The organism is Streptomyces sp. NPDC060366 (assembly GCF_042725135.1).
In the GTDB taxonomy this organism is placed as follows: domain Bacteria; phylum Actinomycetota; class Actinomycetes; order Streptomycetales; family Streptomycetaceae; genus Streptomyces.
In genome coordinates this window covers 56,010-76,675 of the sequence record NZ_JBHXDC010000022.1, presented here as the reverse complement: position 1 = coordinate 76,675, position 20,666 = coordinate 56,010, and the positions used below count along the sequence as shown (strand labels likewise).

Here is a 20,666-nt window from a genome sequence, read left to right as displayed (position 1 = left end):
CTCGATCGCCGGACGGCTTGATGAGCCCGTCCGGCGATCGGGGAACACCCGCGGGTGATCAACGCGTCCCGACCGCGGCGCGCACGGCCCTGCGGGCCATCGCGCAGTCGTCGTGCAGCCGTCGCAGCAACAGCCGCTGCTCCTCACCCGTCGGCGCCGCACCCGGCGGAGGCTGGTGCGCCCCTACGGCGGGCGCCTCGCGCATGGTGCGCTGCACCGCCGTCTCGTACTTACGGATCTCCCCGGTCAGCACGAGCATCAGATTCACCAGGAAGGCATCGCGGTCCGCCGTACCCCTGACCTGCGCGAGCTTGCTGATCTGCTGGCGCGCCTGCGGGTTGTTGCCGAGCACCGTCCACAGCGTCGCCATGTCGTATCCCGGCAGATACCAGCCGGCGTGCTCCCAGTCGACGAGCACCGGCCCCGCGGGCGACAGCAGCATGTTGGAGAGCAGCGCGTCACCGTGGCAGAACTGCCGCATCCCCGGCCGCCCGAGACCGTGCAACAGCTTCTGCAGATCCCCCATATCCCGGTCGGTGAAGAGACCGAGCTCGTGGTAGCGGGTGATCCGGCGCGCGTAGTCGAGACCCGGACCGAACATGTCGCCCGGCGGACGCCAGGTGTTGAGCCGGGCCACCGCGCCCAGCACGGCCCGTACGTCGGCGCGCGGAGGAGCCTCGACCGGGTGGCGCGACAGGGCCGCCGCGCGACCCGGCATCCGCTCGACGACCAGCGTGCAGTTGTCGGGATCGGCCGCGATCAGCCGTGGCACCCGCACCGGCGGGCGGTGGCGCACGAACGAACGGTATGTGGCTATCTCGTGCCGGAAGCTCTCGGCCCACGCGGGTGACTGGTCCAGTAAACACTTGGCCACCGCCGTCGTCCGTCCGGTCGTCCCGACCAGCAGCACCGAACGCCCGCTGCGCCGCAGCACCTGCACGGGGTTGAACTCCGGACAGATCCGGTGCACCGAGGCGATGGCCATCCTCAACTGCGCGCCCTGCGCGCCCGACAGGTCCAGCCTGCCGCCGAGCGGCGCGTTGGCCGTCCCCGTCCAGCGCCTGCCCCGGCCGGCATGGGAGGGGTCGAGATACGGTCCGCCGCCGACCGCGGCCGGCCGCGGCTGCCGGGGCGGGGCGGACACGGAGGACGATGCTGTGTACGACGACGCTGTGTACATGGGCGAACGAGTCCCTTCGTGTACCGACGAGTTACCGCGCCTCCCGCCCCGGCGGCCGTTCCACACCCTGGGGAATGTGTCGGGCTGCCGGGCCGGGGTGGCGCGTTCCTAACACGACACCCCGCCACGGGTGGCACACCATCTGGCGCACCCTGGCGAAGCCTGGCGAATAGTCGCCAGGCATCTGACGGACGGTTACTGTCAACTCAGCCGAGAACCTGGGGGCTTGACGTGACCGGAGAACCCAACACCCGTCTGTCGGACCTGTTCGGCCTCGCCGGCTGGTCCAAGGGCGAACTCGCGCGGCTGGTGAACAGACAGGCGGCGGCCATGGGCCACCCCCAACTGGCCACCGACACCTCGCGGGTCAGACGCTGGATCGACATGGGGGAGATCCCACGCGATCCGGTACCCAGGGTGATGGCGTCCCTGTTCACCGAGCGGCTCGGCCGTGTCGTGACCATCGAGGACCTCGGGTTCGTACGACACGGACGCGCGGGGAGACGACGGGACGCCGGGGACACATCGAACCCCGACGGCCTGCCTTGGGCGCCCGACCGGACGGCTGCGGTCCTCACCGAATTCACGGGAATGGACCTCATGCTCAACCGACGCGGCTTGGTGGGCGCGGGCGCCGTGCTCACCGCAGGCACCGCACTCAGCAGTTCCATGCACGACTGGCTGCACTCCGACCCCGCACTGACCGCCGACGCTCCCCGGAGCGCCGATCCCCTGCACGCCGACCCCGTTGGGTACGACCGGTACGAGGCCGCCCCCATCGGGTCCCAGGAGATCGACGCGCTGGAACACTCGGTCGACGTGTTCCGGGCCTGGGACGCCGCCAGGGGCGGCGGCCTCCAGCGCAAGGCGGTGGTGGGCCAGCTCAACGAGGTGGGCGGCATGCTGTCGTACCGCCACCCTCCCCATCTCCAGCGGCGTCTGTGGGGCGTCGCCGCCAACCTGGCGGTCCTGGCCGGCTGGATGTCGCACGACGTCGGCCTCGAACCCACCGCCCAGAAGTACTTCGTCATCGCCACCCACGCGGCGCGCGAGGGCGGCGACCGTCCGCGCGCGGGTGAGGCGCTCTCCAGGGCCGCCCGTCAGATGGTTCATCTGGGCCGGCCGGACGAGGCGCTGGACCTGATGAAGCTGGCCAAGTCCGGTTCCGGGGACGAGGTGCTGCCGCGTACCCGCGCGATGCTCTGCACGATCGAGGCCTGGGCACAGGCGTCGATGGGTCGCGGTCAGGCCATGCGCCGGACCCTGGGCGAGGCGGAGGACCTGTTCGTCTCCGACAAGGGCGATGTGCCACCGCCGAGTTGGATGCAGATGTTCGACGAGGCGGATCTGCACGGCATGGAGGCACTGGCCTTCCGTACCCTCGCCGATCACGAGCCCTCGGCGGCGGCCATAGCTCAACGGCATGCCAAGCGGGCGATCGAGCTGCGGCAGAACGGCCGCCAGCGGTCGATGATCTTCGACTATCTCTCCCTGGCCTCCGCCTGTTTCATCGCGGACGATCCCGAACAGGCCGACCGTTACGCGCGGTTGGCGCTGGTGTCGATAAGGGAGACCTCGTCGCACCGGACCTGGGACCGGCTGCGGGAGATGTACCGGCTCACCGGTCAGTACAGGACGCACGCGGGGATCCAGGATCTGCGCGAGGAGATCGACGCGGTCCTGCCCAACCCCACGAAGAAGCCGAGGAGTTCGGAGATCTAGGACACGCCCCGGGCGCCGTCGTCGCCGATCCTGGCCACCAGTACACAGGCGTCGTCATCGCGTCCGGTCTCGCCGAACTCCTCGACGACCGTCCTGACACAGTCCTGCGCGTCACGTGCTCCGGTCAGGCGGGGCCCGAGCGCCAGGAGCCGGTCCACCCCGGTCCGGTCCGTCAGCCTGCCGGTGTGCAGCACCAGCAGATCACCGGGCAGCAGCTGGGTCTCGGCCTGTTCGTACGCGGCGCCCGATGTCGCGCCGAGCAGGACGCCGTCCAGCGGAGTCAGCGCGCGCCCCGTCCCGTCGCGGAACAGCAGCGGGGCGGGGTGTCCCGCCTGCGCCCAGACAAGGGTGCGGGTCTCGGGCCGGTAGCGGCAGCAGACGGCGCTGCCGAGCGCGGGCTGATCGGCCGTGTCGAGGAGCTGGTTGAGATGCCCCATCAGCGCGCCGGGCTGCACGCCCGCCACCGCCATACCGCGCTGGGCACCGAGGAGCATCGCCATCGTGGAGGCGGCCGTCACACCGTGGCCCGTGAGGTCGCCGACCGTCAGCAGGGTGCTCCCGTCGGGCAGCTTCAGCGCGTCGAACCAGTCGCCGCCGACGAGTCCGCCACCGGCCGGCGGCAGATAGTGTCCCGCCAGATCCAGCATCCCCGGCTCACCGCGCGGGGACTGGAGGGACCCGCGCCACGACGGCAGCACGGCTTCCCGCAACTCGACCACGAGCCTCTGTTCGGTCCTGGCGGTGCGCTCGCGGTGCCGGAGCGTGTCACCGGACTCATGCACGGCTCGCTGGCTGCGGCGTAATTCGCTGACGTCCCGCAGCACCGCCCACATGGAGGCGGTGCACCCGTCGGAGTCGAGCACGGGCTCGCCCGTCATGTGCAGCGTACGGACGCGCCTGTCGGTCCTGACGACGCGGAACTCGCTGTCGATGTGCTTGCCGTCGACGAGGCACTCGGTCACCAGCGTCTGGAGCAGGCCCTGGTCCTCGGGGACCATCACGGACGGCAGTTCGTCCAGCGTCATCGGGCCCTTCTCGGGCGCCCGGCCGAAGATCTCGTACAGCTCCGGCGACCAGACGACCCCGTCGGTGAGGAGATTCCACTCGGCGGTGCCGACCCGGTTCAGCAGCGAACCGTTCTCGTCCCCGGCGTCCGCCGCGACGGCCGCCGACTCGGCCTCGCCGTCGGGCAGTCCGTTCCTGAGCTGCCCCAAGTGGACGCCGAGATCGTCCAGTTGATGAACCGCCAGATCGCAGAGTGCGCGCTGCCAGCGCCACCGCGAGTCGTGCTCGTCCGCGACCGCGTCCCTGCGCACGGCGTCCACGTCACCGCGCAGGCTGCGGGTGCGCGTGATGAGGGACTCCACCACGCCCCGCTCCGGTGGCTGCGGGGCGGGACGGTCCGCGAACAGATGGGACGGCATCTCGAACTCCGATACAGGCGTGGCACTGCCAGGTCTGAAGGGTGGACCGTTACGACTGTTGCACAGGCTGCTATGGGCCGTAAGGGATTCGGCAACACTCGATCCGGTGGTGCTTCGGGCATATGCCACAGGCGGGGCAAGTGACCTACCGTCACCGGCGGATCGAGGCGGCGAGTTGACGCGGTCCCTCAGTCCGCCGCCGGGGGCCCCTCGACCACCCGCTTGAGGTTACTCAGCGTCCGGTGGATGTTCCTCGCCTGGAAGTCGGCGAAGGTGTGGCCGCGCGTCGCGACCCGGTCGAAGGCGTGGGCGACGGCGTCGGGCCACGAACGCCGGTCGTCCGTCCAGGTCTCGGTGACGCGCGTGCCGCCGTCCACCGCCTCCAGGCGGTACTCCCAGCTGGCGATGGGGCCGCGCAGCCGCGGCGTCCGGATCCCGATCGCGTGGACACGGAAGGCGAACCGCTCGTCCGCGTCGGCGGCGGTCACGGTGCAGCGCGTCGTCCACCGCATCGGACCGCGCTTGTTGTGGCCGTCGAAGACCATCCCCACGTATGTGTCCGGGTCGGCGCTCTCGCCGCCTCTCCGGGGACGGACGGTCGCCCCGAGATTCTCCGGACTCCACCGCCCCATCAGAACGGGCCGGCTGATCCGCCCGTAGACCATGGCGGGAGGCGCGGCGATGAGGACGCTGTCGGACACGGTGAACGTACGCGGCATGGAGTCTCCGATCCTGTACCCGGCTCCGTCGGTAGTCCGGAACCAGACTCTAGGGCGTAGTCGGCCGGTCGGGTGACCTGCCGTTCGGTCAGCGGGTGGGCGCGCGGTGGAGGACCATCAGCAGGCGCCAGACCTGGGCGGCGACCGTCTCGGGGGGCGCGTCGATCAGGCCGTGCAGCCAGTCCGCGAGTACGCCCGTGAAGGACGCCGCGACCGCCGAGGCGATCAACTCCGGCTCGGGCGCGCCCGCCAGCGCGCGTTCGCTGCGGCTGCGCTCCCGCAGCTCCCGGTGCAGCGACTCGCCCAGCGGACCGCCGCCGCCCGGCCGCAGCAGTGTGCGGTACAGGGCGGCGTGCGGCGTGAGACCGGTGAAGAACGCCGTCAGGGCGGGCGGCGGCGACGCGGGATCCGGCACCCCGCGCCACGCGTGCAGCGCGTCCACCGCCTCCCGGACGACCGTCGCGCACGCGTCGACGGCGAGCGCCCGGAGGTCCGCGTAGTGCAGATAGAACGTCGCCCGGCCGACCCCCGCCCTGCGCACCAGCGCGGCCACGCCCACCTGTTCGAGCGGGCGCAGGGCGCACTCGTCGAGGAGCGCCTGCCGGAGGGCTGCCCGGGTCCTGGCCGCCCTCGGATCGCCCGGGGTCCCGGAGCCGGGCGATCCGGGCGATCCGGAGGCGGATCCGGAGGCCGTAGAGCCGGTCATCCCGCCGCCAGCACGACGGCCAGCGCGAGCGCGCCCGGCAGCGCCTGGAAGAAGAGGATGCGGCGGTTGGCCGTGGCGGCGCCGTACACCCCGGCGACGACCACACAGCACAGGAAGAAGATCTGGGCGCGGTAGCCGGTCGGGTCGTCCGCTATCAGGCCCCAGACCAGGCCGGCCGCCAGGAACCCGTTGTACAGGCCCTGGTTGGCGGCCAGGGGCGCGGTGGCGCGCGCCATCTCCGCGTCGAAGCCCGACAGGCTCCGGCCGGGGCCGCGCTCCCAGAGGAACATCTCAAGCACCATGACGTAGACGTGGAAGGCGGCCACGAGGGCGACCAGGATGTGTGCGGCGGTATTCACGGGAGCGTCCTCCGGTACAGGTTCATGGACAGATGTCTGTGAACTATAGACACCTGTCCAGATCGCGCCTCGCCCCGGGGTCACCTTCAAGCACCGTCGCTGTCATCGCCGCCGTCGGAACGGGCCTGCCCCTTCTGCCGGTTGATGCCCGCCGACAACAGCGCGTCCTCGCAGCGGGCCACCGCCGTCTCACGGGACGGCACCTGCCGCCACACGCCCTCGCCACCGACAGCGGTCCCCTCGGCGTGCGGCGCGAGATCGCCGACCACCGTCACCTGATGCCCGGCCGACGACAGCCGGGTCAGCGCCTCCCGCAGCATGCCCTCGGCGAACGGCCTGATCTCCGACACGTCCTCCAGATCGAGCACAACCCAGCCGGGCTCCCCGGGGACGACGGTGCCCAGTTCGTACAGCAGCCGCTCCGCCTCAGTGAAGTCGAGGATCCCCTGCGCGGCGACGATCGCCACGTTGTCGCCCGCGCGCTCGATGACCTCGCGCTCGGCCTCGCTGCGCGGCCGGTCCGAGGGGGCGGTGCGCGCGGTCTCCGCCAGCTTCACGGTCGGCGCGGTCCGCGAGGACCGGCGCATCAGATGCAGACCGAACCTCTCCGACAGCTCGCGCAGCACGGCCACGCCTCGTACGGGAGTGCCCGTGGGATCCAGCGGCGGGCTGTGCACCGCGATGCCGAACCTGGCGGGACTCGCGGCGATCAGCCCGCCCGACACACCGCTCTTGGCCGGGAGTCCGACCCGCAGCAGCCAGTCGCCCGACGCGTTGTACATCCCGCAGGAGGCCATGAGTGCGAGCACCTGCACGGCCACCGGCTCGGGCACCACCGTCTCGCCGGTCGAGGGATTGACGCCGCCGTTGGCCAGCGTCGCGGCCATCACCGCCAGATCTACCGTCGTCACGCGCACCGAGCACTGGCGGAAGTACGTCTCCACGCCGTCCGGGCGGCCGGGCAGCGAACCCGCGCCGTGCATCAGATAGGTCAGGGCCCGGTTGCGGTCGCCGGTCTCGGACTCCGACGCGCGTACGGCCTCGTCCACGTCCAGCCGCCGTCCCGCGAACCGGCCGAGGCAGTCGAGGATCCGGGCGAACCGCTCCTCCTCGTCCGCTCCCGGGACGAGCGCGGTCGTCACGATCGCCCCGGCGTTGATCATCGCGTTCGCCGGCCGCCCGGTGCCCGGCTCCAGACTGATCGCGTTGTACGCCTCACCGCTTGGTTCGGCGCCCACCCACCGCGTCACCTCGTCGAGCCCCAACTCGGCCAGGACCAGCGCGTAGACGAACGGCTTCGACACCGACTGGAGGGTGAAGGGCGTGTCGACACCGCCCGACCAGTAGTGGTTGCCGCCCATGCTGGTCAGCGCGATACCGAAGGTGTGCGGGTCGGCGGTGGCCAACTGCGGGATGTACGAGGCGACTTCACCCTCGTCCATGGTGGCGGCCCGGCGCTGGAGCTCCACCAGCGCGTCGGTGATGACATCGGTGGCCGGGACGGCTGGCACGGAGACCTCCAGTGGGGCTGTCTGCGAAGTGCCCCCGGGCAGGCCGAAGCCCCCGGGCGAGGATTCGGTCATCCGCGCCCGGGGGCTCCGGCCGGCATTCCCCGAATGGGGCGCTCGGAGTTGACGCCGACCACTCAAGCATCCGGGACGATCACGTCCGGGGAGGGCGCGCCGTGTCGGCCGGGGGTGTCACCAGATGGACTCGGCCCACTCGGGGTGGTCGATGAACGGGTTGCGGTTGTGCTGGAACTGGTCGTGTATGACGTCGTTGCGGCGCTTCTCGAACGCGTCCGGCGGGTCCTCGTCGTTCCACTGCTTCAGCACGGAGAGCCGTCCCATCGCGGGGGCCGAGCCGTTGTTGACGCGGTCGTTGGGCTCGAGGTCCGCGAACGAGTCGGTGCCCTCGTAGCGCACCGCCATGTAGAGGATCATGCGGGCGACATCGCCCTTGACCGCGTCACGCGGCTCGTAGGAGTCGCTGTCCGTGAGGTTGCCGGGGGCGCCGCTGACCGGGCTGCCGCCGTTGTCGAAGTCCTTGTTCCCGCGGATCCCGTTGACCTGCACGTCCTCCGGACGCAGATGGTGGATGTCGGTGCCGGGGCCCTGCGACGTACCGAAGTCGCCGTGGGACTGGGCCCATACGTGCTCGCGGTTCCAGTCGCCGACGTTGCCGCCGTTCTGCGACTTGGACCGTGAGGCTCCGGTGTAGAGGAGGATGACGTTGGCGGAGTTGGCCGGGTCCTGGTCCGTGACCTTGAGGGCTTCCCAGACGGCGCTGTACGAGAGCTTCGTCTGGTCGCTGATGATGCCGTGCAGCGCGGTCTTGAGCGCGGGGCCGGTCTTGCCGATCGCGCCCTGGTAGTACGTGTCGTCCAGGGCGGCGGTTCCGGTCGCGGCCGGGGTACCGGCGGCGGTGGTGCCCGACGCGGTCGCCGGGGGTGTGGCGGCCGGGGCGGCGGCGGCGCTGCCGGCGAGCACCGCAGCGGCGGCGCACAGGGCCAGCACCGGCCGTACGGCGGGATGGTGACGACGGGACATGTGGGGAGTGTCCTCTCGATCAGGAGATCACCGCGCGTAGAACCGACGGGTGAGGCGCTGCGCACGGCGATCGTCGCGATGTGACGTTTCCGCAGGAGCCTTCCACAGCACCTGTGACGCTGGGGTGAATGCTCCGCGACCATCATGTGCAGGTCAAGAAGCCTGCCGACGTTGGGCGTTGACCTGGCCCGTCCTGCGCTGTGCGTTCACATGGATGGGCTGAAAACACACTGCTGATAATTTTGGTCCATACCAACTCCTTGACGGAGAGCGCGCGGCTGCCTTGAATCAAGCATTGAAATAAGTGCCACCGGCGCTTCGTCTCTCAGCAGTACCTGTCATACGCATGCCCCCCACGCAAAGCGATGTGATGACCGTGAGCATGTCCTGGCGGCGCCGAACGGCGCTGTACACCCTCGCACTTCTGTGCACCTCCGGAGCCGTGGCCGCCGTGCCCGCCGGAGCCTCGGCCGCGGGCGACCCCCACCCCGCCGCGGCACCCGCAGCCGTCAAGTTCGCCGACGAGTTCGACGGTCCGGCCGGATCGGGCGTCGACGGAAGCAAGTGGCAGATCGAGACCGGCGACAACGTCAACAACCACGAGCGGCAGTACTACACGTCCGGGAACAACAACGCCCAACTCGACGGGCAGGGCAATCTCGTCATCACCGCCCGCAAGGAGAACCCCGGCAACTACCAGTGCTGGTACGGGACGTGCGAGTACACCTCGTCCCGGCTGAACACCGCGGGCAAGTTCGACTCGGCCTACGGCCGGGTCGAGGCCCGTATGAAGATCCCGCGCGGCCAGGGCATCTGGCCCGCGTTCTGGATGCTCGGCAGCAACATGGGCGACGTCGGCTGGCCCAACAGCGGCGAGATCGACATCATGGAGAACGTCGGCTTCGAGCCGAACACCGTCCACGGCACGCTGCACGGCCCCGGCTACTCCGGCGAGGGCGGCATCGGCGCCGGCTACAGCCTGCCGAACGGCGAGGCGTTCGCGGACAACTTCCACACCTTCGCGGTCGACTGGGCGCCGGACTCCATCAAGTGGTCGGTCGACGGGCAGGTCTTCCAGACCCGTACACCCGCCGATCTCGGCGGCCGTGAATGGGTGTTCAACAAGCCGTTCTTCCTGATCCTCAACCTCGCGGTCGGCGGCTACTGGCCCGGCGACCCCGACGGCAGCACGGTCTTCCCGCAGCAACTCGTCGTCGACTACGTACGCGTCAGCGACTAGGAACCCCCGTCTGTCGTCAAGTCCCAGTGCCGGACGGGCTCAGTGCTCCGTTCCCGGGTGCCGGACAGGGCTGGTCCCAGCCTGTCCGGCGCCCGGGGGCGAACCGGCCACCGGGCGGACCCGGTGAGCCGCCCCCACCAGAAGTGGACGGTGACCACGCATGACCGCCTCGTTCAACCCCTGGAAGCACCTCAGACCTCTCGCCCTGCTCGCCATGCCCCTCGTGGCCGTCGCCTCGACCATGACCGTGACGCCCGCGAGCGCGGCCGTCTCCGCCGTCGGGACCATCACCGGTCTCGGCGGCAAGTGCGTGGACGTGGCCGGTGCCAGCACCGCCAACGGCGCGGCCGTACAGCTCTACGACTGCAACGGCAGCGGCGCCCAGCAGTGGGACGTCGCCTCCGACGGCACGATCCGGGCCCTCGGCAAGTGTCTTGACGTCAAGGACGCGGGCACCGCGAACGGCTCCGTCCTGCAACTCTGGTCGTGTACGGGCGCCGCCAACCAGAAGTGGACCGTCTCGGCGGCCCGCGACATCGTCAACACCCAGGCGGACAAGTGCCTGGACGCCACCGGCAACAGCTCCGCCAACGGCACCAGGCTCCAGCTGTGGACCTGCACCGGCGCCGCCAACCAGAAGTGGACCGCGCCCTCCGGCGGCGGCAACCCCGATCCCGGTGGCGCGCCCATGGCCGTCGCGCCGTACATCTACAACGGCTGGGGCAGCCCGCCCAGCCCCACCACCGTCCAGAACGCCACCGGCGTCAAGTGGTTCACCCTGGCGTTCGTCCTCAGCAACGGCTACTGCAACCCGCAGTGGGACGGCAGCCGACCGCTGACCGGCGGAGTGGACCAGCAGACCGTCAACACCGTGCGCGCGGGCGGCGGCGACGTCATCCCGTCCTTCGGCGGCTGGAGCGGCAACAAGCTGGAGAGCTCCTGCGGCAGCGCCGGTGAGCTGGCCGCCGCGTACCAGAAGGTCATCAACGCGTACGGCCTGAAGGCGATCGACATCGACATCGAGGCCGCCGCCTACGACAGCCCCACCGTCCAGCAGCGCACAGTGGACGCGCTCAAGACGATCCGCGCCAACAACCCCGGCATCAAGATCTACATCACCTTCGGCACCGGCCAGAACGGACCCGACACCAGCCTGATCAACCGCGCGGCCTCCTCCGGTCTCACGGTCGACAGCTGGACGATCATGCCGTTCAACTTCGGCGGCAACGGCCAGAACATGGGCACGCTGTCCGTCCGCGCGGCTGAGGGGCTGAAGACCGCTGTCAAGAACGCCTACGGCTACGGCGACGACGAGGCGTACCGTAAGACCGGCATCTCGTCGATGAACGGTGTCACGGACGTCGGCGAGACCATCACCGTCGCCGACTTCCGCACGATCCTCGCCTACGCCCAGCAGCGCCACCTCGCCCGGCTGACCTTCTGGTCGGTCAACCGCGACCGGCCCTGCACCGGTGGCGGGGCCGACACCTGCTCCGGCGTGAGCCAGGCGGCGTGGGACTTCACCCGCGTTCTGGCCCAGTACCGAGGCTGACCCGCCCGCTCCCGCCGGCCACCGCCCCGGACACCGTTCCCCCGACGGCGTCCGGGGCGGTTCGCCAACGGCATCGGTCGGCTCAGAGGGCCGGTTCCACTTCCAGGAAGCGGCGGCGGCGGGGGCCCCGGTAGAGCAGGGCCTCCCAGCCCAGAGGAGTCAGGGCGGCCGCGCAGAGGGTCAGTTGGTGTTCCTCGTCCTGCGCGGCGCCGCCGCCGGGCGGGCCGAGCCACTCCACCCGTACCGTCCCCGGCCGCGTCCCCGCGGCGACGCGGAATCCCGTGGCCGTACGCCGCTCCTCTCCGTCGACCGCGGAGGGTGCGAGACCCGCCGCCTCCAGGGCGAGGGCGATGGCGCGGACCGGCTGGTTCAGCTCCCAGGCGGCCGGCACGGCGGCGGGATCGGGAACGGTGTTGTTGGTGAGACGGCGGATCTGCAACAGGCCGCCGAAGGCGACCCGGACCTCGGCGGCGCGGACTTCCGGGGAGGTGGGGGACGGCGGACCGTCACCGGTCGCGGCGGCGAAACCGCCGGGCCGCCGCGCCTCGCCCTCAGCCGTCATGTCTGAACAGTAAAGGAGCCCCGACCGGACGGGGGAGACCGGTCGGGGCCGTATGTGCGGGGTGCGGACGGCGGTCGCCTCGCGGCGATAGGCTCCACAGGGCTTCAGCCGAACGATCTTCCCTGCAGGCATTTCTAGATGAGCCCGGGGACACTGTTCCATCCACACCCACAGTCATCACAACGGCCACCGTGCGCCGAATGTTCCCGCAATGCGCCGGTCGTCCCTGTTCTGCGGTGGAGCGGCCGAAGGGCCACTGTCAGTGGCGGGTGGTAGACCGGAACCAGTCCAGGAGTCCGGCCGCCCGGCCGCCCGCAGGAGGAGACCCCCATGGCCACGATTCCGACCCCGACCGGCAGGCTGCTGCGCACTTCCGGCGGAGTCGACCTCGTGCTCACGCGTGTGTTCCCCCTCCCGGTCGAAGAGGTATGGGCGGCCGTCACCGAGTCGGCGCGCACCGCCCTGTGGTTCGGCCCGTGGGAGGGGGACGGCGCCCCCGGCCGCACGGCGCGCGTCCGCATGGTCTTCGAGGAGGGCGAGCCCTGGATCGAGCTGCGTGTCGAGGCGTGCGAGGCACCTCACCGGCTCGTCGTCTCGACGGCCGACGAGGCGGGCAGCTGGAATCTCGAACTGAAGCTGTCGGGGGCGTCCGCGGGGGCGGCCGACGCGGGCGGTACGGAGCTCCACTTCATCCACCACCGCGACACGGAGGCCGGTCTCGGTGAGATCGGCGCGGGCTGGGAGTACTACCTGGACCTGCTCCGCGCCTCCCTGGACGGCACCCCGCGGCCCGTGTTCGAGGACTACTACCCGGCACAGAAGGCGTACTTCGAGGGGCTGACGGCCGAGTAGCCGACGGAGGGCGGCCCCGCCTCTGTCCGTTGCGGCATCACGGCGCCCAGTCGGCCGACGCCACCGACGTCCGTGTACGGCCGAACTCCAGCCTGGTCAGGGCGGCTTCGGCATGACGAGGCCCGTGCCGCCGCGCCCGCGTTGTTCCTCGCGTTGGCGTCCGCGACACGGGGCGCCTCGTTAGACGACGGACGTCACCGCCGGCGCCGGCATGGCCTCGTCGTGAGCGCCCGGATGGTTCACGAGCACGGTTTCACCCAGCAGTACGGCGGTCCGGGCGGGCTGTGCGGTCCGGGGAGGCCGCCCGTCGTCGGACTCGATGTCGTGCGACCCCGTCGCGCAGCCGGTGAGGGTGCACGCGGCACCGACGGCGACGGCGACAACCGTCCAGTTGAGAGGGCGGCGCCCCGATGAGCGTGTCATGACCGAATGATGGAGCGCCCGATCGTGTGCACGCCGCTCATCCACAGGTGTTTCTAGGACATCTTCTGTCCTAGAAGGTGCCTACGTTGGGGTCATCGCACCGAAGCCCCGGTGAAGGACACGAAGGAGCACATCATGAGCGAGCTGAGCGGCAACCAGCCCGAAGGCACTCCCACTTGGATCGACCTCAGGACTCCCGACCGTGAAGGTGCGCTCGCCTTCTACCGGGAGCTCTTCGGCTGGGAGTACAAGCCGTACCCCACCGGCGAGGACGAGGGCACCGTCTGTCTGCTGCGCGGCCGGCCGGTCGCCGGGATCGTCCCGGATCCGGACCGCACCGCCGCGGTGTGGACCATGTACTTCGCCACCGACGACTGCGACGGCACGGCCCGGCGTGCGACGGAGGCGGGCGGGCGGCTGATCGAGCCCCCGGCGGACCTGGCCGACCACGCCCGTACGGCCGTCGTGACGGACTCGGTCGGCGCCCGGTTCGGTCTGTGGCAGGGCCGAACCCGGCTCGGCAGCGAGATCGTGAACGAGCCCGACTCGCTGGTCCGCAACGACCTGATCACGCCCGACCCGGAACCGGCCCGCGCCTTCTACACCGAGCTGTTCGGCTTCACGCTGGACGGCAACAACGAGGTGCCGGAGCTGGACTTCACCTTCCTGCGCCGCCCCGACGGGCACGAGATCGGCGGGATCATCGGCAGTTCCGACGTTCCGGCGTCCGCCTGGGGAACGCTGTTCGCCGTGTCCGACACCGACGCGGTGGCGCGGCGCGCCACGGAGTCCGGCGGTTCGTCCACCGAGCCCGAGGACACCCCGTACGCGCGCATGGCCACCGTCACCGACCCGTCGGGCGCGGTCTTCTCGGTGGGTACGGCGCCGTAGCCGGGCCGAAGCGGGGCCATCCGGTGCCGATCCGCGGCGGACCCACGGACGACCGATGAGTCGCGGGCCCGCCACCGGTCACCAAGGGGGAACATTCACGGCCCGAGGCTCCCTTCGGGGAGCCGAGCGGTCACCACCCGGAGGAAAGCCATGTCTGCCACGATCCAGTCCTTGATCATCACCCCAGCGATCGACCGGTTGCTGGCCTTCTACCAGGGACTGCTCGGCGCGGTGGAGACATCGCGAACCCCCGACGAAGGCCCCGTGTTCTTCATCAATCTGCGGGTGGGCAACTCCGATCTCGGGCTCGTGTCGGACACGGACGTCGAGCTCGGCACGGTGCAGCGGATGCTGCTGAGCGTCGACGTCGCCGACGTGAACGACCTGGTGCGGCATGTCGAGGAGCTGGGCGGGCAGGTCCTCGGGCCCGCCAACGACATGCCGTGGGGCCAGCGGGTCGCCCACATCAAGGACCCGGACGGCAACACCGTCAACCTCACCCAGCAGCTCTGAGGATCGGGCCCTCGCAGTCCCGTCCGCCTCGCGGTCCCGTCCGCCCCGTCGTCCGTCCGACCCGCCCGATCGTGTCGCGAGGCCCGACGTAGCATCGTGCGTATGGAGAATCGCGTACTGGGCAGGACGGGCCGCGAGGCCTCCGTCGTCGGACTGGGCACCTGGCAGCTGGGAGCCGACTGGGGTGATGTCGCGGAGGCCGACGCCTTCGCGGTCCTCGACGCGGCGCTCGAAGCGGGGGTGACCTTCTTCGACACGGCGGACGTCTACGGCGACGGCCGCAGCGAACAGCTCATCGGCCGCTTCCTGAAGAACCGCCCCGACGCCGACGTCTTCGTCGCGACGAAGATGGGCCGCCGGGCCGAACAGCGCCCCGAGAACTACAGCCTGGACAACTTCCGCGCCTGGAACGACCGTTCACGCGCCAACCTCGGCGTGGACACCCTCGACCTGGTGCAACTGCACTGCCCGCCCACGGCCGTCTACTCCTCGGACGCCGTCTTCGACGCGCTCGACACCCTGGTCGCCGAGAAGCGCACGGCGGCCTACGCCGTGAGCGTCGAGACCTGCGCCGAGGCGCTGGCCGCCATCGCCAGGCCGGGTGTCGCCTCCGTCCAGATCATCCTCAACCCCTTCCGGCTCAAGCCGCTCGAAGAGGTGCTGCCCGCCGCCCGGGAGGCGGGGGTCGGCATCGTCGCACGTGTCCCGCTCGCCTCCGGCCTGCTGTCGGGCAAGTACACGAAGGACACGGTCTTCGCCGCCGACGACCACCGCAGCTTCAACCGGCACGGCGAGGCCTTCGACCAGGGCGAGACCTTCTCCGGCATCGACTACGACACGGGCCTCGCGGCGGCCGTCGAATTCTCCGAGCTGGCCCCCGAGGGCGCCACGCCGGCCCAGACCGCGCTGCGCTGGATCATTCAGCAGCCCGGTGTCAGCAGCGTGATCCCCGGCGCCCGCTCCGTCGAGCAGGCGCGGGCCAACGCCGCCGCGGCCGCCCTCCCGCCGCTGACCGGAGCCACGCTGGACGCCGTACGGGACCTGTACGACCGCCGCGTCCGAGCGGAGATCCACCACCGCTGGTAATGATGGCGGGACAGACCCCAAGTACTTCGTACGAAGGAGACATCCCGTGGCCCTGAACAGTGAAGAACGCGAGCGGTTCCTCGCCGAGCCGCACATCGCGGCCCTCGCCGTCGACTCCGGCGCCGGGGACCGGGCGCCGCTCGTCGTCCCCATCTGGTACCAGTACGCGCCCGGCGGCGATATCTGGATCCTGACGGGTGCCGAGTCCCGCAAGGACAAACTGATCATGGCCGCGGGGCGTTTCTCGCTGCTGGTCGAGCGCGTGGTGCCGACCGTGCGGTACGTCTCCGTCGAGGGCCCGGTGACGGAGCGGATCGACGGCACCCGGGACCATCTCGTGGAGCTGGCCACCCGCTATCTGCCCGCCGAGAAGGTCGAGGGGTACGTCGCCATGGCGAGCGGCGAGCACGGCGAACAGGTCGTCATCCGGATGCGGCCTCAGCGTTGGGTGTCGAGTGACCTCGGCGGACTCTGAGCCCACGCCGTGGACAAAGCCCGGAAATTCGAACCACTGATCTATTAGCGTGCCCTCATGGAGAAGACACTGAAGGGCGCTCTCGTGGTCCTGCGCCCCGCCGTCCCCGACGACATCCCCGCACTCGCCACCATCCGCGCCACGCCCGAGGTACACGCGACGTGGCGCGGCGGCGACGACCTGCTCGCGGCCGTGACCGAGGATCTCGACGAGCCCGGCATCACCTCACTGGTGATCGAACTGGACGGCGCCACGGTCGGCGCCGTCCAGTGGGGTGCCGAGGAGGACCCCGACTACCGGCACGCGAGCATCGACATCTATGTCGCCCCGGCCGCGCACGGCCGCGGCGTCGGCACCGACGCCGTCCGGACCCTGGCCAGGCATCTGATCGAGGACCTCGGCCACCACCGCCTGGTGATCGATCCGGCAGCCGACAACGCCGCCGCGATCAGGTGCTACGGCAAGGTCGGCTTCCGGCCCGTCGGAATCATGCGGGACTACGAACGCGGCTCCGACGGGACCTGGCACGACGGACTTCTGATGGATCTCCTCGCCGCCGACCTCACGGACTGAGACGGGGTCACGCACTGGGACGGAGTCACCGAGCGAGACGGCGTCACCTACCGGTGGCGCCACCGCGGTCGCACTCCAGCGATGTCAGGGCGACCGAGTCGGCCATCGCCTGCATCCCCTTGTCGTTGGGGTGCAGATGGTCGCCGCCGTCGAACGTGGGCAGGATGCGCTGCGCGTCGTACGGACTGCGCAGCACCTTGTCGAAGTCCGCGACGGCGTCGACCTCCCCGCTGGTGCGGATCCACTCGTTCACCTCGGCGCGCACGGCCTCCTCCTCGGGATCCCACTCCGACCAGCCCTTGAACGGCAGGACGGTGGCGCCGACGACACACAGGCCCGCCGCGTGCGACCGGTCGATGATCTCGCGGTACCCCGCCGTCAGGGCGGCGGCCGTGACACCGGTGTGCGACTTGATGTCGTTGACGCCCTCGAAGAGCACGACCGTCCGCACGCCCGGCAGCGACAGCACGTCGCGGTCGAGCCGCTTGAGCGCGCTCTGCGCGGCGCCGTCCGCCAGGATCTGGTTGCCCGAGATCCCCGCGTTCGCCACCCCCTTCACGGTGCTGTCCGGGGACGCGTGCAGCCGCCGGGCGAGAAAGTCCGGCCAGCGCAGATTCTTGTCCGTGCTGGACTGCCAGCCGTCCGTGATGGAGTCCCCGAGCGTCACGACCGCGCCGGCGCCCCGGTCCGCTTCGACGGTGACCGCGTCGAGGTAGAACCATGACCCCAGCCGTTCCGTGTACGCGCCGTCGCGTTCCTCCGCCGTGTGGTCCCCGCTCGTCGCGTACGACGTCGCGAGAGCCATCCCGTGCCCGGTGGCGGGACCGCCCGCGTCGCGTACGTACAGACTCAACGCCAGATCGCTCATCGCCGCGACCCGGCCGGACAGCGGGTCGCTGTAGCGGATCTCGCCCGGCGCCAGGGTCACGGACGCGGACCCGCCGAACGCGAGCTTCTTGTTGCTGCCGGGGCGCAGCCGGGCGCCGCTTTCGCTGAGCCCGGCGTACGCGCGGCCGATGACCAGGGGCCGGTCGCCGAACGCGTTGGACAGCCGGACCCGGAGCCCCGTGCCACCCACGCTCGTCCGCACGATCAGCCGGTAACTCCGGTCCGCGCCCGCCTCACCCGTCCGGTCCGCGCTCGCCGCCCAGGTGACGACGGACTTCGCGGGTGGCGCGGGCACGGTGCCGGTTCCGGCGGCGGTGGCCGTCGGGACGTGCGCCGGCCCCAACAGCGCCGCTCCGAGTGCCAGTACACCGATCAGAGCGAGGCGTACGGCACGACGTACGGCCCCGCTCATCCGAAGTTCCGCAGCGTGACGGATCTGCCGGACCGCAGGTCCACGTCGTGCGAGACACCGCCCGCCACGACCTTCGTCCGGCGCCCGCCGACACTGCGGATTTTCGCCTCCCGGACCTTCCCGTCACGCCAGCTCAGATCGACGACGAAGCCGCCGCGCGCCCCTATGCCGGTGACGGAGCCGGACCGGGCCCAGGCGTCCGGCAGCGCCGGAAGCAGCTCGATATGGCCGGGCCGCGAGTAGAGCAGCATCTCGATCATGGCCGCGGGAGTACCGAAGTTGGACTCGATCTGGAAGATCCCGCGGCCCTTCTCGACCTCATAGATGTCGAAGAGGTTCATCGCGGTGCCGTTGGTGCCGTCGACGGACGGCCGCAGATTGTTGACGACCAGCTCGTACGCCTTGTCCGCGTTCTTCAGCCGGGCCCAGCACAGGGAACGCCAGGCGTTCGCCCAGCCGAAGCTCTCCATCCCACGGGCGGTGAGGAGTTCGGTGACGCCCTTCACCAGCGCCGCGGGCGAGGCGTCGGGGCGGATCCGGTCACCGGGGAACAGGCTGATCAGCGGTGAGAGATGACGGTGCGTCGTCTCGCCGAGGTTGTCGGGGGACATCCACTCCTGGAGCCAGCCGGTCTTCGGGCTGACCTCGGGCATGTACAGCCGCTCCTGGAGTGCGGCCACGGTCTTCGCGAACTCCGCGTCCCTACCCAGCAGTTCGCAGGCCTCCCGGTAGTTGATGAACAGGTCGCGGACCACCTCCTGCGCGTAGGTGATGCCCTTCGCGTCCTGCGGCCCGTGCTCCGGGGACCAGTCGTTGTCGGCGACGAGGACTTCGCGGTCCTGGCCGGTCTCCGCGTCCTTGACCGTCATGGTCACCAGCCGCGTCTCCCAGAACTCGCAGGCACCCTTGAGCATCGGGTAGATCTTCTTCACATGCGCCAGGTCCTGCGTGTACTGGTAGTGCTCCCACAGTGAGTTGCACAGCCACGCGTTGCCCGGCGGGTGCCACCACCAGCCGAGTCCGCCGTAGATGTTCGTCGAGTACGCCACGGTCCAGCCGGCGACCTCGCCCGACGAGTTGCGGAACCGGTTGCGGGGGTCGTTGAAGTGAGTCCGCGTCAGCTCGGACCAGACCGGGAGCTGCGCGAGGCAGTAGTCGGTGAAGGCGTCGAAGTTGCGCGAGAGCGCGGCGCGGTCGGCGATCCAGTAGTTCATCTGGATGTTGATGTCGGTGTGGTAATCGCCCATCCAGTCCGGGTCGTTGCCGTCCAGCCACGGCCCCTGGAGGGCGACCGGCAGACCGTCCCGTGAACTGCTGATCATCAGATACCGGCCGAACTGGAGGTACAGCGCTTCGAGTTCGGGGTCGGGCACGTCCTGCTGCGTACGGTGCTTCAGCCGCTCCCAGGTGTCGAGGGCCCGCTGCTCGGCCGACGAGGGGCCCAGCGAGATACTCATCCCCTCGAACTGGTCGCGGTAGTCGGCGACATGGGTGTGCAGCAGCGTGGTGGGGGAGTGGCGTACGGCGTCCCGGACCTTGGTCCTGGCGAGCGCGGCCGGATCGAGGTCCGGGTCGCGGTAGCCGGTGGTGGAGTCGGGGGCGTAGTTCGATCCGCCGCTGATGACCACGGTCAGGTCGGCGCACCGGGTGAAGACGATCCGCGAGCCGCTCGTGGTGACCGAACCGCTTCTGCTGTGCGCGGTGACGGCCGCGCCGTACCGCAGCCCGTTCGCGAACTCCGCGCCGAGGAAAAGGCTGTCCGTCTTCGTGTCCGCCGAGGTCTTCTCGTCATGGGTGCCGTCGAGCGAGATCGTGCCGGTGTAGTGGCCGCCGCCGCGCTGCGTGAAGTGGACGACTATCGCGTCGTCGGGGTGGCTGGCGAAGACGCGGCGCTCATAGGTGACCCCCGACCGGACATAGCCGGAGGTGACCAGGCCCTGGTCGATGTCGAGTTCGCGGCGGAAGTCGTTGACCGCGCCGAGATCGTGGTCCGGGATGTCGATCGCCACATGGGCCAGCTGGGTGAAGCTGCCGAAGTCGGCGCGCCCGTAGGGGAATTGACCGTCGGCTTCCAGTTTGTCGTTGATCCCGCCGGTCCACATCGTGGCGTCGGAGACGAAGAGCAGTTCACGTCCGGGGTCGTTGCCGACGAGCGCGCCGAGCCGGCCGTTTCCGACCGGCAGGGCCCGCTCCAGCATCGTCGTGTCACCGGCCGGTGCGCGGTACCACATCCGGGTCGTGGAGCCCTCGCCGTCGGCGAGCATCGGGGAGACGGCCGGGCGCTTCGGTGGCGCGGAGGCGGCGAAGGCGGGCAGGGCGCCGAGTGCGGTGAGCGCGCCGACGCCGGCGGCGAGCGTGAGCGCGCGGCGCCGGGTGGGGCCTGCGGCGGACGGGTCGGGGATGTGCGGGTGCTGGTCGTTCACGGGACAACTCCATTCCTGCGGACAACGGGTACGCGGACAGGAGGTACGGGGGAGGGGGAGCCGTGGGCCGAGGGAGAGACGGGCCGGGGCAGAGACGGACCGGGGGCGCGCCGCTCA

At 70.6% G+C, this 20,666-nt stretch carries 20 protein-coding genes; 9 read left to right on the top strand and 11 right to left on the bottom strand.

Translation table 11 applies throughout. From position 1 onward, the window contains the following. Nucleotides 1–58: 58 nt before the first annotated feature. Entirely contained in the window at nucleotides 59–1,180 is a 1,122-nt protein-coding gene (locus tag ACFWHU_RS33760) for an aminoglycoside phosphotransferase family protein (protein WP_387229659.1), read from the bottom strand. 231 nt (nucleotides 1,181–1,411) lie between these two features. On the opposite strand from ACFWHU_RS33760, the gene ACFWHU_RS33755 reads away from it, so the two are divergent. Next, nucleotides 1,412–2,902, top strand: coding sequence for a hypothetical protein (locus ACFWHU_RS33755; protein WP_385802316.1), 1,491 nt, complete (start codon nucleotides 1,412–1,414; stop codon nucleotides 2,900–2,902). Here the strand turns inward: ACFWHU_RS33755 and ACFWHU_RS33750 are convergent. The 6 genes from ACFWHU_RS33750 to ACFWHU_RS33725 all read right to left on the bottom strand — a co-directional run bounded on the left by ACFWHU_RS33750 (nucleotide 2,899) and on the right by ACFWHU_RS33725 (nucleotide 8,659). Beyond that, entirely contained in the window at nucleotides 2,899–4,326 is a 1,428-nt protein-coding gene (locus ACFWHU_RS33750; RefSeq protein ID WP_387229657.1) for a PP2C family protein-serine/threonine phosphatase, read from the bottom strand. The genes ACFWHU_RS33755 and ACFWHU_RS33750 overlap by 4 nt on opposite strands. 188 nt (nucleotides 4,327–4,514) lie before the next feature. After that, nucleotides 4,515–5,045, bottom strand: coding sequence for an SRPBCC family protein (locus tag ACFWHU_RS33745; RefSeq protein ID WP_385802320.1), 531 nt, complete (start codon nucleotides 5,043–5,045; stop codon nucleotides 4,515–4,517). 88 nt (nucleotides 5,046–5,133) lie between these two features. Next, the gene (locus ACFWHU_RS33740) at nucleotides 5,134–5,751 is read right to left on the bottom strand and encodes a TetR/AcrR family transcriptional regulator (RefSeq protein WP_387229655.1); all 618 of its coding nucleotides are present in this window, start codon (nucleotides 5,749–5,751) and stop codon (nucleotides 5,134–5,136) included. Beyond that, nucleotides 5,748–6,110 carry a DUF1304 domain-containing protein gene (locus tag ACFWHU_RS33735; RefSeq protein WP_385802324.1) on the bottom strand — a complete coding sequence of 121 codons (363 nt, stop codon included), beginning with the start codon at nucleotides 6,108–6,110 and terminating at the stop codon, nucleotides 5,748–5,750. The genes ACFWHU_RS33740 and ACFWHU_RS33735 overlap by 4 nt, the downstream gene beginning before the upstream one ends. Before the next feature lie 86 nt (nucleotides 6,111–6,196). After that, nucleotides 6,197–7,552, bottom strand: coding sequence for a glutaminase A (glsA, locus tag ACFWHU_RS33730; RefSeq protein ID WP_387229683.1), 1,356 nt, complete (start codon nucleotides 7,550–7,552; stop codon nucleotides 6,197–6,199). Nucleotides 7,553–7,810: 258 nt separating this feature from the next. Further along, nucleotides 7,811–8,659 (bottom strand): endonuclease I family protein, encoded by an 849-nt coding sequence (locus ACFWHU_RS33725; RefSeq protein ID WP_387229653.1) that lies wholly within the window; start codon nucleotides 8,657–8,659, stop codon nucleotides 7,811–7,813. 370 nt (nucleotides 8,660–9,029) lie between these two features. Here ACFWHU_RS33725 and ACFWHU_RS33720 point away from each other — a divergent pair, with 370 nt between their 5' ends. Then, nucleotides 9,030–9,899, top strand: a complete 870-nt coding sequence (locus tag ACFWHU_RS33720; protein WP_387229651.1) for a family 16 glycosylhydrolase — start codon at nucleotides 9,030–9,032, stop codon at nucleotides 9,897–9,899. A gap of 214 nt (nucleotides 9,900–10,113) precedes the next feature. Further along, on the top strand, nucleotides 10,114–11,451 hold the full coding sequence (locus tag ACFWHU_RS33715) for a ricin-type beta-trefoil lectin domain protein (protein WP_385802389.1): 1,338 nt from the start codon (nucleotides 10,114–10,116) through the stop codon (nucleotides 11,449–11,451). Between the two features lie 82 nt (nucleotides 11,452–11,533). Here the strand turns inward: ACFWHU_RS33715 and ACFWHU_RS33710 are convergent, their stop codons facing one another. Then, nucleotides 11,534–12,013, bottom strand: a complete 480-nt coding sequence (locus ACFWHU_RS33710; RefSeq protein WP_385802327.1) for a hypothetical protein — start codon at nucleotides 12,011–12,013, stop codon at nucleotides 11,534–11,536. 330 nt (nucleotides 12,014–12,343) lie between these two features. Between ACFWHU_RS33710 and ACFWHU_RS33705 the strand changes: the two genes are divergently transcribed. Beyond that, nucleotides 12,344–12,865, top strand: coding sequence for an SRPBCC family protein (locus ACFWHU_RS33705; RefSeq protein WP_385802328.1), 522 nt, complete (start codon nucleotides 12,344–12,346; stop codon nucleotides 12,863–12,865). 180 nt (nucleotides 12,866–13,045) lie between these two features. Here ACFWHU_RS33705 and ACFWHU_RS33700 read toward each other — a convergent pair whose 3' ends face one another. Beyond that, nucleotides 13,046–13,288, bottom strand: coding sequence for a hypothetical protein (locus tag ACFWHU_RS33700; RefSeq protein ID WP_385802330.1), 243 nt, complete (start codon nucleotides 13,286–13,288; stop codon nucleotides 13,046–13,048). Nucleotides 13,289–13,423: 135 nt separating this feature from the next. Between ACFWHU_RS33700 and ACFWHU_RS33695 the strand changes: the two genes are divergently transcribed. The 5 genes from ACFWHU_RS33695 to ACFWHU_RS33675 all read left to right on the top strand — a co-directional run bounded on the left by ACFWHU_RS33695 (nucleotide 13,424) and on the right by ACFWHU_RS33675 (nucleotide 16,826). Next, complete coding sequence (locus ACFWHU_RS33695; protein WP_385802332.1) at nucleotides 13,424–14,179, top strand: VOC family protein; 756 nt, start codon at nucleotides 13,424–13,426, stop codon at nucleotides 14,177–14,179. Nucleotides 14,180–14,329: 150 nt separating this feature from the next. Then, entirely contained in the window at nucleotides 14,330–14,692 is a 363-nt protein-coding gene (locus tag ACFWHU_RS33690) for a VOC family protein (protein ID WP_385802334.1), read from the top strand. 102 nt (nucleotides 14,693–14,794) lie between these two features. Continuing rightward, complete coding sequence (locus ACFWHU_RS33685) at nucleotides 14,795–15,778, top strand: aldo/keto reductase (protein ID WP_387229648.1); 984 nt, start codon at nucleotides 14,795–14,797, stop codon at nucleotides 15,776–15,778. A 46-nt stretch (nucleotides 15,779–15,824) separates the two neighbouring features. Further along, the gene (locus ACFWHU_RS33680) at nucleotides 15,825–16,253 is read left to right on the top strand and encodes a pyridoxamine 5'-phosphate oxidase family protein (protein WP_385802338.1); all 429 of its coding nucleotides are present in this window, start codon (nucleotides 15,825–15,827) and stop codon (nucleotides 16,251–16,253) included. 57 nt (nucleotides 16,254–16,310) lie between these two features. After that, nucleotides 16,311–16,826: a GNAT family N-acetyltransferase gene (locus tag ACFWHU_RS33675; protein ID WP_385802340.1), complete on the top strand. Its 516-nt coding sequence runs from the start codon at nucleotides 16,311–16,313 to the stop codon at nucleotides 16,824–16,826. Between the two features lie 43 nt (nucleotides 16,827–16,869). Here the strand turns inward: ACFWHU_RS33675 and ACFWHU_RS33670 are convergent, their stop codons facing one another. Then, on the bottom strand, nucleotides 16,870–18,126 hold the full coding sequence (locus tag ACFWHU_RS33670) for an SGNH/GDSL hydrolase family protein (RefSeq protein ID WP_387229645.1): 1,257 nt from the start codon (nucleotides 18,124–18,126) through the stop codon (nucleotides 16,870–16,872). Further along, nucleotides 18,123–20,549, bottom strand: a complete 2,427-nt coding sequence (locus ACFWHU_RS33665) for a glycoside hydrolase N-terminal domain-containing protein (protein WP_387229643.1) — start codon at nucleotides 20,547–20,549, stop codon at nucleotides 18,123–18,125. The genes ACFWHU_RS33670 and ACFWHU_RS33665 overlap by 4 nt, the downstream gene beginning before the upstream one ends. Nucleotides 20,550–20,666 lie beyond the last annotated feature (117 nt).

What these genes read in the sequence shown, in the direction of transcription:
- ACFWHU_RS33760 (WP_387229659.1), bottom strand. Translation starts at nt 1,180, where the DNA reads ATGTACACAGCGTCGTCGTACACAGCATCGTCCTCCGTGTCCGCCCCG.
- ACFWHU_RS33750 (WP_387229657.1), bottom strand. Translation starts at nt 4,326, where the DNA reads ATGCCGTCCCATCTGTTCGCGGACCGTCCCGCCCCGCAGCCACCGGAG.
- ACFWHU_RS33745 (WP_385802320.1), bottom strand. Translation starts at nt 5,045, where the DNA reads ATGCCGCGTACGTTCACCGTGTCCGACAGCGTCCTCATCGCCGCGCCT.
- ACFWHU_RS33740 (WP_387229655.1), bottom strand. Translation starts at nt 5,751, where the DNA reads ATGACCGGCTCTACGGCCTCCGGATCCGCCTCCGGATCGCCCGGATCG.
- glsA (WP_387229683.1), bottom strand. Translation starts at nt 7,552, where the DNA reads ATGGACGAGGGTGAAGTCGCCTCGTACATCCCGCAGTTGGCCACCGCC.
- ACFWHU_RS33725 (WP_387229653.1), bottom strand. Translation starts at nt 8,659, where the DNA reads ATGTCCCGTCGTCACCATCCCGCCGTACGGCCGGTGCTGGCCCTGTGC.
- ACFWHU_RS33720 (WP_387229651.1), top strand. Translation starts at nt 9,030, where the DNA reads ATGACCGTGAGCATGTCCTGGCGGCGCCGAACGGCGCTGTACACCCTC.
- ACFWHU_RS33715 (WP_385802389.1), top strand. Translation starts at nt 10,114, where the DNA reads ATGCCCCTCGTGGCCGTCGCCTCGACCATGACCGTGACGCCCGCGAGC.
- ACFWHU_RS33710 (WP_385802327.1), bottom strand. Translation starts at nt 12,013, where the DNA reads ATGACGGCTGAGGGCGAGGCGCGGCGGCCCGGCGGTTTCGCCGCCGCG.
- ACFWHU_RS33705 (WP_385802328.1), top strand. Translation starts at nt 12,344, where the DNA reads ATGGCCACGATTCCGACCCCGACCGGCAGGCTGCTGCGCACTTCCGGC.
- ACFWHU_RS33700 (WP_385802330.1), bottom strand. Translation starts at nt 13,288, where the DNA reads ATGACACGCTCATCGGGGCGCCGCCCTCTCAACTGGACGGTTGTCGCC.
- ACFWHU_RS33695 (WP_385802332.1), top strand. Translation starts at nt 13,424, where the DNA reads ATGAGCGAGCTGAGCGGCAACCAGCCCGAAGGCACTCCCACTTGGATC.
- ACFWHU_RS33690 (WP_385802334.1), top strand. Translation starts at nt 14,330, where the DNA reads ATGTCTGCCACGATCCAGTCCTTGATCATCACCCCAGCGATCGACCGG.
- ACFWHU_RS33685 (WP_387229648.1), top strand. Translation starts at nt 14,795, where the DNA reads ATGGAGAATCGCGTACTGGGCAGGACGGGCCGCGAGGCCTCCGTCGTC.
- ACFWHU_RS33675 (WP_385802340.1), top strand. Translation starts at nt 16,311, where the DNA reads ATGGAGAAGACACTGAAGGGCGCTCTCGTGGTCCTGCGCCCCGCCGTC.
- ACFWHU_RS33670 (WP_387229645.1), bottom strand. Translation starts at nt 18,126, where the DNA reads ATGAGCGGGGCCGTACGTCGTGCCGTACGCCTCGCTCTGATCGGTGTA.